The following is a 15,667-nucleotide window of genomic DNA, read 5'->3' on the forward strand; positions in this document are numbered from 1 at the left end:
TTTTAACTTGCGAGCTATCGTTTGTTTGGATTATTCTAGATACATAAGTAAATAATGAGGTGTTTATGTGAAAAAAGGTAGTAGAATAGTTGCATTTATATTACTTATTGTCCTCCTCTTTGCAGGAATGGGGCTTACATATAAGAATGTAATTAAAAATGTTAACCTTGGTTTAGATTTACAAGGTGGTTTCGAAGTCCTTTATCAAGTTAAGCCATTGCAAAAAGGCGATAAAATTGATAAAAAAGCGCTTCAATCAACGGCTCAAACTTTAGAAAATCGTGTCAATGTGCTGGGGGTATCAGAACCACGAATTCAAGTTGAAGATCCAGACAGAATTAGAGTTCAACTTGCAGGCGTTAAAAATCAAAACCAAGCTCGTGACGTATTATCTTCCCAAGCTAATTTAACAATTCGGGATGCGAATGATAATGTTAAACTGACAGGAAAAGATATCGTACAAGGTTCAGCAAAACAAGAATTTAAACAACAAACTAATGAACCTACCGTTACATTTAAATTAAAAGATCGTGATAAGTTTAAAAAGGTAACTGAAGAAATCTCTAAGAAAAAAGAAAATATGATGGTTGTATGGCTTGATTATGAAAAAGGAGATAGTTATCACAAAGAACTTCAGAAAAAGAATGAAAATGATAGAAAATATGTGTCAGCTGCTTCTGTAAATCAACCAATTAATTCTGATAGTGTTGAAATATCTGGTGGTTTCCATGGCCAAGAAGGGGTTAAAAAAGCTAAACAAATTTCAGAATTGCTCAATGCTGGTTCATTACCAGTTAAACTTGACGAGTTGACATCTACATCAGTTGGTGCACAATTCGGGCAAGATGCATTAGATAAAACTATTTTTGCCTCATTTATAGGTATTGCTGTTATTTATCTATTTATGGTTGGTTTCTATAGATTACCAGGTTTTGTAGCAATTATCGCATTAACGACATATATTTATTTAACACTTGTCGCATTTAATTTCATTTCTGGTGTATTAACATTACCTGGTCTAGCTGCGCTTGTTTTAGGCGTAGGTATGGCAGTGGATGCCAATATCATTATGTACGAGCGAATAAAAGATGAATTGCGAATTGGTCGAACGCTTAAGCAAGCTTATACTAAAGCAAATCGAAGTTCGTTCCTTACCATTTTTGATTCAAACTTAACAACAGTTATTGCAGCCGCTGTATTATTCTTCTTTGGTGAAAGTTCGGTTAAAGGTTTTGCGACAATGCTGTTATTAGGGATATTAATGATTTTTGTAACTGCAGTCTTCCTTTCTAGAGGGCTATTATCATTACTGGTATCATCTAATTACTTCAAGAAAAAATTCTGGTTATTTGGTGTTAAGAAAAAACAATGTCATGATATCAATGAAGGTAAAGATGTTCACGATTTGAAAACATCTTTCGAAAGATGGAACTTTGTAAAACTAGCCAAACCGTTAATTGGTTTGAGTATTCTTATCTTAATCGTTGGTATTGTTATTCTAAGTATTTTCAAACTGAATTTAGGTATTGACTTCTCAAGTGGTTCTCGTGTTGATGTTGAATCGAATCATTCACTATCACAAGCTAAAGTTGAGAAGACAATGAAAGATGTTGGCTTAAAAGCCGATGAAATACAAATTAATGGTGATGGTAAAAAGCAAGCAACTATTATGTTTAAACATGATTTAGCTAAAAAAGACATTGCCAAATTAAATGATAAATTTAAAAATGAATTTGGACATAGTCCTTCTGTAAATACAGTGTCACCTGTCATAGGTCAAGAGTTAGCTAAAAATGCTTTGAAGGCTTTAATATATGCTTCAATCGGTATTATCATTTATGTATCATTGCGTTTTGAATGGCGTATGGGATTGTCCTCAGTACTCGCATTATTGCATGATGCCTTTATGATTGTGGCAGTCTTTAGTTTATTCCGTATCGAAGTAGATATCACGTTTATAGCTGCTGTATTAACAATCATTGGTTATTCCATCAACGATACGATTGTAACGTTTGACCGCGTACGTGAAAACTTGCATAAGCTAAAAGTAATTACGTCGCCAGAACAAATTGACGATATCGTTAACCGATCAATTCGACAAACAATGACACGCTCAATCAATACTGTGCTTACCGTCATAGTTGTTGTAGTTGCCATATTACTATTCGGTGCACCAAGTATCTTTAATTTCTCGTTAGCTTTACTTGTAGGATTAATTTCTGGTGTATTCTCTTCAATCTTTATTGCTGTACCGCTTTGGGGTATTATGAAAAAACGACAATTAAAAAAATCTGATAAAGGTAAGTTGGTTGTCTATAAAGAGAAAAAATCAAATGACGAAAAAATTCTAGTTTAATCAACTGAAACATCATCGAATCATCTAATTAGTGGTTCGATGATGTTTTTTATTGCTATATTACTTAAGAACAACAGATTTTTTAAAATGCTTGGCAAAATTATGATTTTCTTTACGCTTTCTACTAACTTTATAAAAAAACGATAGTACTTCTACAAAGAAGATTTTTACAAACATCATAAAACTTAAAAAAATATATGTTGAAGCTTTTTATTTAAGCAGATTTTCGATATAATGGCTTTTGGAAATGAGGAAGGCTAATGATTAAATCAAAATATACTTGGAATCACAATGAACCAACTCAATATATAGATGAACAAATAGCAAAGAAATATAAACTTTCTCCAATTATAAAAAAAGTGTTAGAAAGTAAACATATCGTAAATGAAAAAGATATTGAAGGATTATTGAATGGGCAACAACAATTGCATGAGCCATGGCTATTAAGTGATATGACCAAAGCCATAGAACGCATTAATTTGGCAATTGATAAACACGAGCGCATTTTAATCTATGGTGATTATGACGCAGATGGTGTGACATCAACAACGATTATGGTAAAAACGCTTCAATCTTTAGGAGCAGAAGTAGGTTGGTATATTCCAAATCGTTTTTCTGAAGGTTATGGTCCGAATGAGTTAGCGTTTAAAAATGCTTATGATGAAGGTGTTTCACTTATCATTACAGTTGATAATGGTATTCAAGGACATCGTGAAATTGAAATGATTCAAGAATTAGGCGTAGATGTTATTGTTACAGATCATCACGAAATGGGAAGCACTTTACCAGATGCTTTTGCGATTGTTCACCCCATGCACCCAGAATTCGACTATCCATGTCCGAACCTTTGTGGTGCAGGGGTCGCTTATAAGGTTTCGCAAACGCTACTAAAAAATAATGTACCGCCATATTATATTGCTCTTGCTTCAATAGGAACCATTGCCGATTTAGTATCGTTAACAGATGAGAATAGAACCATTGTAAAAACGGGGTTATCTATATTAAATGATTATCAGCCTATTCAAATTGCAGCACTATTAAATGAAGCAAACTATAACGATCCCATTGATGAAGAAACAATTGGCTTTATCATCGGCCCGAGATTAAATGCTGTTGGACGATTAGAAGACGCATCATTAGCTGCTGAATTACTTATGACAGAAGATGCTGAAGAAGCAGCATTTTTAGCAGAGCAAGTTAATCATTTTAACAACGAACGAAAAGATATTGTATCAAAAATTACAGAAGAGGCTTTGTTACTTGCCAAAGAAGAAGTGGCTAAAGGGCGTCAATTTCTGCTGTTAGCAAAAGAAAATTGGCACGAAGGTGTGTTGGGAATTGTAGCGTCTAGAATTGTAGAAACATATGGATTGCCAACGCTCATTCTTAATATTGATGATGAACAACATTATGCAAAAGGATCAGCTCGTAGCATTGAACAAGTTTCAATGTTTGAAATCTTAAGTGACCATCAAAATTTAATATCTAAATTTGGTGGCCATCATATGGCTGCTGGGATGACAATGCCTATCGAAAACATATCTGAATTGCGAGAAGGCCTAAATGCATGGATGGCAAATTTGGCTCAGACGACATCGTTTGATCAGAAAAAACAAATAGATGTGAAAATTACAGAAGACGAGATTACCGTTAATAACATTTACGATATAGAGCGATTAAAACCATTTGGAATCGACTTTAATAAACCATTATTTGAATTAGATGATGTCAATGTTAATTCATTGAAAGCGATTGGAAAAGATAAGAATCATTTAAAAATGACAATTGGTAACTCTAATTTGGCTACACTTTATTGGAATAGCGGAAGTTTAGTCGATGAGTTAGAGCTGAACCAACCAATTAACATGATAGGTCAGTTACAAATCAATGAATGGAATGGCAATCAATCACCACAATTTATCATTCAGGATATTGCTATCAATCAACAGCAAATTTTGGATTATAGAAGTAAACGGAAACAGCTATCAATCGATTTTCATGACGAGCAATTAGCCATATTAATTCATCCACAAAAAGAAAAATTAGATCATAATTATTATCATTATGGCGAAACTATTGATGAACATGTAAATCGTGTCGTATTACGTGATTTACCCCTTTCATTAGCACATTTATCAGAAAGTATGAATGGTCATCAATTTTCTCAAATATATGTTGTTTTACAACATCAACATTCAATTTATTTCGAAGGTATGCCTGATAAAAAAACATTCAAAGCTTGCTTTAAAATACTGATGTCAAAACAGAAAGTAAATTTAGTCAACGATGGGATGGCATTATCGAAATTTTTGGGGATTCAGCCTAATACATTAAAATTTATGTTAAAAGTTTTTCTTGAACTAGGCTTTATTATAGATAGCAATGGTATAATATCAGTAAATCAAAATCCTAATAAACAGGATATAGAAGCAAGTCAAGTTTATCAAACGAGAAAAGCAAGAATAGAAGTTGAAAAATTAATGCTGTATGATGATTTTCAGCATTTGAAACATTGGATTATCGAGCAAATGGGTTAACTATTAGGAGGAAACAAAGATGGATTTAAAGCAATATGTATCAGAAGTACAAGATTGGCCTAAGGCAGGGGTTAGTTTTAAAGATATTACAACAATCATGGATAATGGAGAAGCATATGGTTATGCAACTGACCAAATTGTTACTTATGCCAAAGAAAGAGAAGTAGATATTGTTGTAGGTCCTGAGGCAAGAGGATTTATTATTGGTTGCCCTGTTGCCTATTCAATGGGTATAGGTTTTGCACCAGTGAGAAAAGAAGGTAAATTACCACGTGAAGTTATTCGTTATGAATATGATTTAGAATATGGCACAAATGTATTGACTATGCATAAAGATGCTATTAAACCAGGACAGCGTGTTCTAATTACAGATGATTTGCTAGCTACAGGTGGAACTATTGAAGCCGCAATAAAGCTTGTCGAAGCGTTAGGCGGAATTGTTGTTGGCATCGCTTTTATTATTGAATTAAAATATTTAAATGGTATAGAGAAAATCAAAGACTATGACGTGATGAGTCTAATTTCATATGATGAATAAGCATAGAAGTTTATTATGAGCATTCTTTGCTCAACCATATTTTAATGGGAGTAGAATACAAAGTACAAATTTGACTTTGTTTCTCTACTCCCATTTATTTATCTTTTATGATGTAGTAAAATAGAGCTATTATTTATAAAAATTTAAACCACTTTATCACAATCTACTAATTTTGGTAGAATGAAAATGTATATACATAAATTTAGAAACAGTTGGGCGAAACGACATATTATATTTTTTAAAAGTAGGGGTGCTTATCGTGAATAACGAATATCCATATAGTGCAGATGAAGTTCTATTTAAAGCCAAATCATATTTATCACCAGATGATTATCAGTATGTACTGAAAAGTTATCACCTTGCATATGAAGCACACCAAGGGCAATTTCGTAAAAATGGGTTACCATATATTATGCACCCAATTCAAGTAGCTGGTATTTTAACTGAAATGCGCCTAGATGGACCAACCATTGTTGCTGGTTTTTTACATGATGTCATAGAGGATACCGCTTATACGTTTGATGATGTCAAAGAGATGTTCAACGAAGAAATTGCACGTATTGTTGATGGTGTAACTAAACTTAAAAAGGTCAAATACCGTTCTAAAGAAGAACAACAAGCTGAAAATCACCGTAAACTATTTATAGCCATAGCTAAAGACGTACGAGTTATTTTAGTAAAATTAGCTGACAGATTACATAATATGCGTACATTAAAAGCGATGCCAAGAGACAAACAAATCAGAATATCTAAAGAAACACTTGAAATTTACGCGCCTCTTGCAGATCGTTTAGGGATTAATACGATAAAATGGGAGCTTGAAGATACGGCCTTAAGATATATTGATAGTGTTCAGTATTTCCGCATTGTCAATCTCATGAAAAAGAAACGCAGTGAACGAGAGGCTTATATTAAAAATGCTATTGATATGATTGATGCTGAAATGATAAAAATGAAAATTAAGGGCGAAATTAACGGTAGACCAAAGCACATATATAGTACTTATCGTAAAATGATGAAGCAAAAAAAACAATTTGATCAAATCTTTGATTTATTAGCAATACGTGTAATTGTTAATTCAATTAATGATTGCTATGCAATTCTAGGTCTCGTTCATACTTTATGGAAACCAATGCCAGGGCGTTTCAAAGACTATATTGCAATGCCTAAACAAAACATGTATCAATCTCTACATACTACTGTAGTTGGTCCTAACGGAGATCCATTAGAAATACAAATTCGAACCTATGAAATGCATGAAATTGCAGAACACGGTGTTGCTGCACACTGGGCATATAAAGAAGGAAAGACTGTTGACGAGAAAACACAGGATTTTCAAAATAAATTAAATTGGTTAAAAGAGCTTGCTGAAGCGGATCATACCTCTAATGATGCACAAGAATTTATGGAATCACTTAAGTACGACTTACAAAGTGACAAAGTCTATGCATTTACACCTGCCAGCGATGTTATCGAATTGCCATATGGCGCTGTACCAATTGATTTTGCTTATGCAATTCATAGTGAAGTTGGAAATAAAATGATAGGTGCCAAAGCCAATGGCAAAATTGTTCCCATCGATTATGTAATACAAACCGGCGATATCATTGAAATAAGAACAAGTAAACATTCATATGGTCCTAGTCGTGATTGGCTTAAAATCGTTAAATCTTCAAGTGCTAAAAGTAAAATCAAAAGTTTCTTTAAAAAACAAGATCGCTCTTCAAACATTGAAAAAGGTAAGTTTATGGTAGAAGCTGAAATTAAAGAACAAGGATTTCGAACAGAAGATATTTTAACAGAAAAAAATATTGCAATTGTTAATGAAAAATATAATTTTGCAAATGAAGAAGATTTATATGCGGCTGTGGGTTTTGGTGGCGTGACTGCCCTTCAAATCGTCAATAAATTGACTGAAAAACAACGTATTTTGGATAAGCAAAAGGCATTAAATCAAGCGCAAGAAGTCACTAAGACATTACCAATTAAAGAAGACATTATTACTGATAGTGGCGTTTATGTCGAAGGAATTGAAAATGTACTTATAAAGTTATCAAAATGCTGTAATCCAATCCCAGGAGATGATATTGTAGGTTATATCACAAAAGGCCACGGTATCAAAGTCCACCGTACAGACTGTCCAAACATCAAAAATGAACATGAGCGTCTGATTCACGTAGAATGGGTGAAATCAAAAGATGCTACACAGCGTTACCAAGTTGATTTAGAAGTAAATGCCTATGATAGAAATGGCTTGCTAAATGAAGTGCTACAAGCCGTAAATTCAACAAATGGTAGCTTGATAAAGGTAGCGGGACGTTCTGATGTGGATAAAAATGCCATTATTAATTTAAGCGTTATGGTAAAAAATGTAAACGAAGTATATCGAGTAGTCGATAAAATCAAATCCCTTGGTGATGTATATACTGTAACTAGAGTATGGAATTAATGGAGGCGCATATCTATGAGAATTGTGTTACAACGTGTAAAACGTGCAAGTGTCAAAAATAATAATATTCACCATTCTATAAAACAAGGCTACTGTTTGTTAGTAGGCTTTGGTAAATCATCTACAGAACAAGATATTGAAACTTTGGCAAAGAAAATCGTTAATGCAAGATTATTTGAAGATGATGCAGGAAAATTAAATTTAAATCTTCAACAAGTTGAAGGTGAAATTTTGTCGATTTCACAATTTACCTTATTCGCCGATGTTAAAAAAGGAAATCGTCCTGGCTTTTCAAACTCGATGCCTCCGGATGAAGCAAATCAACTTTATGAAAAATTTAATAAAGCGTTAAATGATTATGGTATTAATGTTCAAACTGGAGAATTTGGTACTGATATGGAAGTAGAAATTATTAATGATGGACCTGTAACAATTATATATGAAAGTCAGGATGGCAAAATTTTATGAATAAAATACAATCCTGGCTATCAAAATATAAAATAAAAAATAAACCCACTATGATTGCATTGATTTCCTTTGTATTATTTTTAATCTTGTTATTTTTATTTTTGAATCATAACGACCAAAAAAGTGATCGTATTACTGTAGTTGAAAACTCAGAATTAAGAACCGGTCCTAACGCAGCATATCCCGTTATCGAAAAGGTAGATAAGGGCGAAGGTTTTACAAAGATTAATCAAACAGGCAAATGGATTGAAGTACAGAATCGGCAAGAAACTAAAAAAGGATGGATTGCAGGCTGGCATACGAGCTTAAATATCAAGAAAGATGTTAGTCAAAGTCAAGAACCATTAAAAGGGAAAACAATTGTACTTGACCCTGGTCATGGTGGTAGTGATCAGGGAGCTTCAAGTAGAACAAACAAAAAAAGCTTAGAAAAAAATTATACACTTAAAAGCGCCTTAGAACTAAAGACCTTACTAGAAAAAGAAGGCGCACATGTTAAAATGACCAGAAGTGATGATGAATACGTAAAACTTGAGGACCGTAAAGCATCAGGTGATATATTTATGAGCATACATAACGATTCTCTTGAAAGTTCTGTGGCAAATGGCGCTACAGTTTATTGGTATAAAGATAGTCAAAGCAAGTTAGCCGAAACGCTAAATGCATCAATCCAAAAAAAGGCATTATTATCTAATAGAGGTGCCAAACAAGAAAATTATCAAGTGTTACGACAATCTAAAATACCGGCAGTGCTCTTAGAACTTGGCTATATTAGTAATCCTACAGATGAAACAATGATTAGAGACCAACATCATCGTCATATTGTACTTGAAGGTGTTGTCGATGGGCTAAAACAATATTTTGCTTCATAAACTTGCAATTTAAGCGAAAAATCGTTAATATTAAATATGAAATTTATAAACAAAACCGGTCATATTCTTGAAAGAATTAATGAAAAGGTAGCAATCATTGCGTAGAGATATAATCCTTGGCTGTAAGATTATACGGAGTAATTAATGTCTTTGAACACAAGAACAGGTGCTTTATGAAAGTAAAGCCGTCATGCGTACGTTACACGTAATGAGTGGATTGAACTGATATATTTCAATCAATTAGGGTGGCAACACGGATATTCGTCCCTTGTATAGTTTTTTACTGTACAAGGGGCGTTTAATTTTTGAAAAAATTAATAGTAGGAGTGATGATATGATTAAGATTCCTCGTGGTACACAAGATATACTGCCAGAAGAAACTGCTAAATGGCGCTATATTGAAAATAAATTAGCTCAACTTATGAAATTATATAATTATCAAGAAATAAGAACCCCTATTTTTGAAAGTACAGATTTATTTGCACGTGGTGTAGGTGACTCTACTGATGTAGTACAAAAAGAGATGTACACTTTTAAAGACAAAGGTAATAGAAGTATTACATTGCGTCCTGAAGGTACAGCAGCAGTTGTAAGATCTTATATCGAAAATAAAATGCAAGGCTTACCTAATCAACCAGTTAAGTTATATTATAACGGACCAATGTTTAGATACGAACGTAAACAAAAGGGGCGTTATCGTCAATTTACACAATTTGGTGTTGAAGCAATAGGTGCTGAAGATCCAAGTATTGATGCTGAAGTTCTAGCAATGGTAATGCAAATATACCAATCTTTTGGTTTAAAGCATCTTAAATTAGTAATTAATAGCATTGGTGATGCAGAATCAAGAAAAGAATACAATGAAGCGCTAGTAAAACACTTTGAACCAGTTATTGATGATTTTTGTTCTGATTGTCAATCACGTTTACACACGAATCCAATGAGAATATTAGATTGTAAAGTAGACCGTGATAAAAAAGCCATTAAAACTGCACCAAAGATTACTGACTATTTAAATGATGAATCTAAGGCATATTATGAAGCTGTCAAACAATATTTAGATGATTTAAACATACCTTATGTTGAAGATTCAAACCTTGTGCGGGGCTTAGATTACTACACCCACACGGCATTTGAATTAATGATGGATAACCCTAATTATGACGGCGCGATAACAACTTTATGTGGTGGCGGTCGTTATAACGGTTTATTGCAATTATTGGACGGTCCTAATCAAACTGGTATTGGCTTTGCACTAAGTATCGAACGCTTATTATTGGCACTAGAAGAAGAAAATATCGACATCGTTGAAAATGAAACATTAGATTTATTTATTGTTACGATGGGAGAAGCAGCCAATCATTTTGCAGTAAAATTACTTAATGATTGTCGTAAAAATGGCATAAGTGCTGATAAAGATTATTTAAATCGTAAAATTAAGGGTCAAATGAAACAAGCTGATCGTTTGAATGCAACTTATACAATTGTTATTGGCGACCAAGAACTTGATAATCAAATTGTAGAAGTTAAACATATGGAATCAGGCAATTCAGAAACTGTTAAATTTGAGAATTTATTAAGTTATTTTAAATAAGTAAGAGAAAGGAACATGATACATGACTAAGAGAACAACATACTGTGGCCTTGTAACAGAAGAATTATTGGGAGAAAAAATAACGTTAAAAGGATGGGTGCATAATCGCCGTGATTTAGGTGGTTTAATTTTTATTGACTTAAGAGATAGAGAGGGTATTGTTCAAATCGTATTTAACCCTGCTTTCTCACAAGAAGCACTTAATATTGCAGAAACTGTTCGTTCAGAATATGTAGTTGAAGTACAGGGACAAGTAACAAAACGTGATCCAGAAACTATAAATCCTAAAATCAAAACAGGACAAGTTGAGGTTCAAGTTTCTCATATTGAAGTAATTAATAAATCTGAAACACCACCATTTTCAATCAACGAAGAAAATCAAAATGTAGATGAAAATATACGTTTAAAATATCGCTACCTAGATTTAAGACGCACCGAATTAGCACAAACATTTAAAATGAGACATCAAATTACGCAATCAATTCGTCACTATCTTGATAATAATGGCTTTTTCGACATTGAAACACCCGTTTTAACAAAATCGACTCCTGAAGGTGCCCGTGACTATTTAGTTCCTTCTCGTGTCCACGAAGGTGAATTTTACGCTTTACCACAATCTCCACAGCTATTTAAGCAATTATTAATGATTAGTGGTTTCGATAAATATTATCAAATTGTTAAATGTTTCCGCGATGAAGACTTACGTGCTGATCGCCAACCTGAATTTACTCAAGTCGATATTGAGATGAGCTTTGTAGACCAAGAAGATGTAATGGCTATGGGCGAAGAAATGCTACGAAAAGTTGTTAAAGACGTAAAAAGTATTGATGTTGAAGGGCCATTCCCACGCATGACATACAACGAAGCTATGAGTCGTTATGGTTCTGATAAGCCTGACACTCGTTTTGATATGGAATTAATTGATGTGTCGAAACTTGGAACAGAAATGGACTTTAAGGTATTTAAAGATACAGTTAATCAAAACGGTCAAGTCAAAGCAATTGTTGCCAAAGGTGCAGCCGACAACTATACACGTAAAGATATGGATGGGTTAACTGAATTTGTTAATATATACGGTGCTAAAGGATTAGCTTGGGTCAAAGTAGTTGAGGAAGGGTTAAGTGGCCCTATTGCTCGATTCTTTGAAGATGCTAATGTAGCGACATTAACTGAGTTAACGGGGGCAGAGCCAGGAGATTTGGTTATGTTTGTGGCTGATAAACCTAATGTTGTGGCACAAAGCCTAGGTGCACTGCGTATCAAACTTGCAAAAGAGCTAGGTTTAATTGATGAAACAAAGCTAAACTTCTTATGGGTAACTGATTGGCCATTACTTGAATATGACGAAGATGCAAAAAGATATGTTGCAGCACACCATCCATTCACTTCACCAAAAGAAGAAGATATTAAAAAATTAGATTCTGAACCTGAAAATGCGCAAGCCAATGCATATGATATTGTATTAAATGGCTATGAATTAGGTGGTGGTTCTATTAGAATTCATCATGGTGACTTACAAGAAAAAATGTTTGAAGTTTTAGGATTTACTAAAGAACAAGCCCAAGAACAGTTCGGCTTCTTATTAGATGCCTTTAAATATGGTGCACCGCCACATGGTGGAATAGCTCTAGGTTTGGACAGATTAGTTATGTTATTGACAAATCGAACTAACTTAAGAGATACAATTGCATTCCCTAAAACTGCATCAGCAACTTGTCTATTAACCGATGCACCTAGCGACGTGTCTGATAAACAATTACAAGAATTATCACTTAGAATTCGACATTAATTAAGAATGTTTATGTCAATCTTACAACTTTATTGCGCGTAACTTTTAACATATCGAATCGTTTTAGTTTCAAATTATCTATAATGGTGCTATGATGTAGTCATAAGATAGTCATCTGTGGTGTACGTAAGTTTGCTTTTTAATTTGGGCCTAACACTCTTTGATCAGGGAGCCTAATAGGTTTTCTTGCAGCGCACACGCCTCAATTGGAGGACTTGCAAAACAAGAAACAGGGCACCCACCTGTATATAGCAGGCCGAATGATCAAGCTATGATAACTACGGCACCTATGGACTCTATCGGTACGCAAGACTTTGTCTTGCGTATTTTATTTTGTCTTGCTTTTGGTAGAATACTGTTAAAAGTGATTTGAATAAGGAGTTAAATATGAAGCATCAATTTTCTAGAAATGAGTTAGCATATGGTAAAGAAGGTTTAGACTTACTAAAAGAAAAAACTGTTGTCGTATTAGGTATAGGTGGTGTAGGTTCATTTGCGGCCGAAGCATTAGCTAGGACAAATATTGGTCACATTATTTTAATAGACAAAGATGATGTTGACATAACCAATGTTAATCGACAAATACATGCGCTTACTTCAACCATAGGCCAAAGTAAAGTAACGCTTATGGAAGAAAGAATTAAATTAATTAACCCTGACTGTAAAGTAACACCATTACATATGTTTTATACTGAAGAAACATATGAAGATTTATTTAACAACTATGAAATAGATTATTTTATCGATGCTAGTGATACAATTATTTATAAAGTTCATTTAATGAGAGAGTGCTTTGAGAGAGGAATCAAAGTCATATCGAGTATGGGAGCTGCAAATAAAACAGATCCAACGCGCTTTAAAATTGAAGATATATCTAAGACATACATGGATCCAATGGCTAAAATTATTAGAAATAAACTTAGAAGGCTAGGTATTAAAAAAGGCATTCCTGTTGTTTTCTCGGATGAAAGTCCAATTGTCATCCGTGAAGATGTAAAAGCAACAGTAGGTGATGCGAATGCAATTAACCGCAAAGGTCAAATGCCACCATCTTCAAATGCTTTTGTACCAAGTGTCGTTGGTCTAATTTGTGCAAGTTATGTAGTCAATGATATTTTAAAAGATGTTCCTATCACAAGAATTAAGGACAAAGGTACACAAAGTAATAATAAACATTAAACAAAAATGATGGCGTAGTGAATTAACGCCATCATTTTTGTTGTTTTAAATTATCGTAAACAGCCTTAAACTGTTGTTCAGTTTTTGAAGTTGTTTTAGGGGTATAATACTCTCTGTTTTTTAATTTATCGGGTAAATATTGTTGAGCAACATAACCATTGTCATAATTATGGGGATATTTATAGCCAATTGCTCTGCCTAATTTTTTGGCACCAGAATAATGTCCATCCTTTAAGTAATCAGGTATTTGGCCGATATTTCCAGCATTAATATCGCTTAAAGCGCTATCCACTGCCGTTATCGCTGAATTTGACTTAGGAGATAAACACAGTTCAATAACAGCTTGACTCAACGGAATACGTGCTTCTGGAAAGCCTAAGCGTTCTGCCGCTTGTATTGCTGCTAATGTCCGTTGTCCAGCACCCGGAGAAGCTAAACCAATATCTTCGTAACTAATTACAAGCAAGCGACGTACAATCGTAGGAAGATCACCAGCTGCAATAAGTCTTGCCAAATAATGTAACGCTGCATTAACATCGCTGCCTCTAATAGATTTTTGAAACGCGCTCATAACATCATAGTGCATATCCCCGTCTTTATCACTTACAAACGCACCTTTTTGGAGACAATCTTGAGCGTCGGTTAGCGTTACATGGCGCTCACCATTGTCTTCATCTGCACTTAAGACAGCGAGTTCTAACGCATTTAACGCACTTCTAACATCTCCTTGGCTTTGCGTAGAAAAATATTCAATTGCATCCTCATCAATATGAGGATGATAAGAGGCCAATCCTCTAGAATCATCTTCAATTGCTCGCATCAACGCAACTTTTATATCTTCTTCATTTAATGGATATAATTCGAAAATTTGTGCTCTAGAACGTATTGCTGGATTAATCGCATGATATGGATTTGAAGTTGTTGCACCAATAAGTACAATTTTGCCATTTTCTAAATGCGGTAATAAGAAATCTTGTTTAGCTTTATCTAATCGATGAATTTCGTCTAATAATAAGATAACTTGCCCTGACATCTTGGCTTCTTCAACAACGAGCTGCATATCCTTTTTGGTATTCGTGACAGCATTTAATTGTCTGAATTTATATGCAGTACTACCAGAAATAGCTTTAGCAATACTTGTTTTACCAATACCTGGAGGTCCATAGAAAATCATCGAAGATAAACGTTTGGTTTCTACCATACGGCGTATAATACCTCTTGGACCAACCAAGTGTTGTTGAGAAATAATTTCATCTATATTTTTAGGTCGCATTCGAGAAGCTAATGGTTCATTAGTCACAATTTTTCATCCTTTCTAATTCTATATTAACTTAAAAAATGATAGAATGGGAATATATATCGAATTAAGTGAGGTAATGTTATGAAAATATCAACGAAAGGGAGATACGGTTTAACTTTAATGATATCTCTTGCAAAAAAAGAAGGGCAAGGCTGTGTATCATTGAAATCAATCGCTGCTGAAAACAGTTTAAGTGATTTATATCTTGAACAATTAGTAGGCCCTTTAAGAAATGCTGGTTTAATTCGAAGTGTGCGTGGTGCTAAAGGTGGCTATCAACTTAGAGTCCCAGCAGAAGAAATTACTGCTGGTGATATTATTCGCTTACTTGAAGGGCCCATCACATTTGTTGAAAGTATCGAATCCGAGCCACCTGCACAAAAACAATTGTGGTTGCGTATGCGTGATGCGGTACGAGATGTATTAGATAATACAACATTAAAATACTTAGCTGATTATGTTGAAACTGAAGCCGATTTAGATGGTTACATGTTTTACATTTAAATAGCTAAAAAATATGTTTATTTAGTTCTTAACCTGGGAAAATGTATCATAACAGCCATCGAAATAACAGATATTAAAATT

At 33.9% G+C, this 15,667-nt stretch carries 11 protein-coding genes and 1 other RNA gene; 11 read left to right on the forward strand and 1 reads right to left on the reverse strand.

Features of this window, described 5'->3' with window-relative positions; all coding sequences use genetic code 11:
- Nucleotides 1–67 precede the first annotated feature (67 nt).
- The 10 genes from secDF to CD041_RS01865 all read left to right on the forward strand — a co-directional run bounded on the left by secDF (nt 68) and on the right by CD041_RS01865 (nt 13,782).
- The gene (gene secDF, locus CD041_RS01820) at nt 68–2,356 is read left to right on the forward strand and encodes a protein translocase subunit SecDF (protein ID WP_070648431.1); all 2,289 of its coding nucleotides are present in this window, start codon (nt 68–70) and stop codon (nt 2,354–2,356) included.
- Between the two features lie 260 nt (nt 2,357–2,616).
- Complete coding sequence (recJ, locus tag CD041_RS01825; RefSeq protein WP_070648433.1) at nt 2,617–4,893, forward strand: single-stranded-DNA-specific exonuclease RecJ; 2,277 nt, start codon at nt 2,617–2,619, stop codon at nt 4,891–4,893.
- A gap of 19 nt (nt 4,894–4,912) precedes the next feature.
- A complete protein-coding gene (locus CD041_RS01830) occupies nt 4,913–5,431 on the forward strand; it encodes an adenine phosphoribosyltransferase (protein WP_002458930.1) in 519 nt (172 codons plus the stop codon).
- A 259-nt stretch (nt 5,432–5,690) separates the two neighbouring features.
- Nucleotides 5,691–7,880, forward strand: coding sequence for a RelA/SpoT family protein (locus CD041_RS01835; RefSeq protein ID WP_080606561.1), 2,190 nt, complete (start codon nt 5,691–5,693; stop codon nt 7,878–7,880).
- Between the two features lie 15 nt (nt 7,881–7,895).
- Nucleotides 7,896–8,348 carry a D-aminoacyl-tRNA deacylase gene (dtd, locus tag CD041_RS01840; RefSeq protein ID WP_002458932.1) on the forward strand — a complete coding sequence of 151 codons (453 nt, stop codon included), beginning with the start codon at nt 7,896–7,898 and terminating at the stop codon, nt 8,346–8,348.
- Nucleotides 8,345–9,220, forward strand: coding sequence for an N-acetylmuramoyl-L-alanine amidase (locus tag CD041_RS01845; RefSeq protein ID WP_002458933.1), 876 nt, complete (start codon nt 8,345–8,347; stop codon nt 9,218–9,220). The genes dtd and CD041_RS01845 overlap by 4 nt, the downstream gene beginning before the upstream one ends.
- Nucleotides 9,221–9,554: 334 nt before the next feature.
- Nucleotides 9,555–10,814: a histidine--tRNA ligase gene (gene hisS / locus CD041_RS01850; RefSeq protein WP_002478086.1), complete on the forward strand. Its 1,260-nt coding sequence runs from the start codon at nt 9,555–9,557 to the stop codon at nt 10,812–10,814.
- Between the two features lie 22 nt (nt 10,815–10,836).
- Entirely contained in the window at nt 10,837–12,603 is a 1,767-nt protein-coding gene (aspS, locus tag CD041_RS01855) for an aspartate--tRNA ligase (protein ID WP_070648435.1), read from the forward strand.
- Nucleotides 12,604–12,712: 109 nt separating this feature from the next.
- Nucleotides 12,713–12,903: non-coding RNA, 6S RNA (gene ssrS / locus CD041_RS01860), on the forward strand.
- Nucleotides 12,904–12,990: 87 nt separating this feature from the next.
- On the forward strand, nt 12,991–13,782 hold the full coding sequence (locus CD041_RS01865; protein ID WP_070815397.1) for a tRNA threonylcarbamoyladenosine dehydratase: 792 nt from the start codon (nt 12,991–12,993) through the stop codon (nt 13,780–13,782).
- 31 nt (nt 13,783–13,813) lie between these two features.
- Here the strand turns inward: CD041_RS01865 and CD041_RS01870 are convergent, their stop codons facing one another.
- The gene (locus CD041_RS01870) at nt 13,814–15,082 is read right to left on the reverse strand and encodes a replication-associated recombination protein A (RefSeq protein ID WP_002458937.1); all 1,269 of its coding nucleotides are present in this window, start codon (nt 15,080–15,082) and stop codon (nt 13,814–13,816) included.
- A gap of 81 nt (nt 15,083–15,163) precedes the next feature.
- Here CD041_RS01870 and cymR point away from each other — a divergent pair, with 81 nt between their 5' ends.
- A complete protein-coding gene (cymR, locus tag CD041_RS01875; protein WP_002458938.1) occupies nt 15,164–15,586 on the forward strand; it encodes a cysteine metabolism transcriptional regulator CymR in 423 nt (140 codons plus the stop codon).
- Nucleotides 15,587–15,667 lie beyond the last annotated feature (81 nt).

It is taken from the genome of Staphylococcus lugdunensis (genome assembly GCF_002901705.1).
Lineage (GTDB): Bacteria > Bacillota > Bacilli > Staphylococcales > Staphylococcaceae > Staphylococcus > Staphylococcus lugdunensis.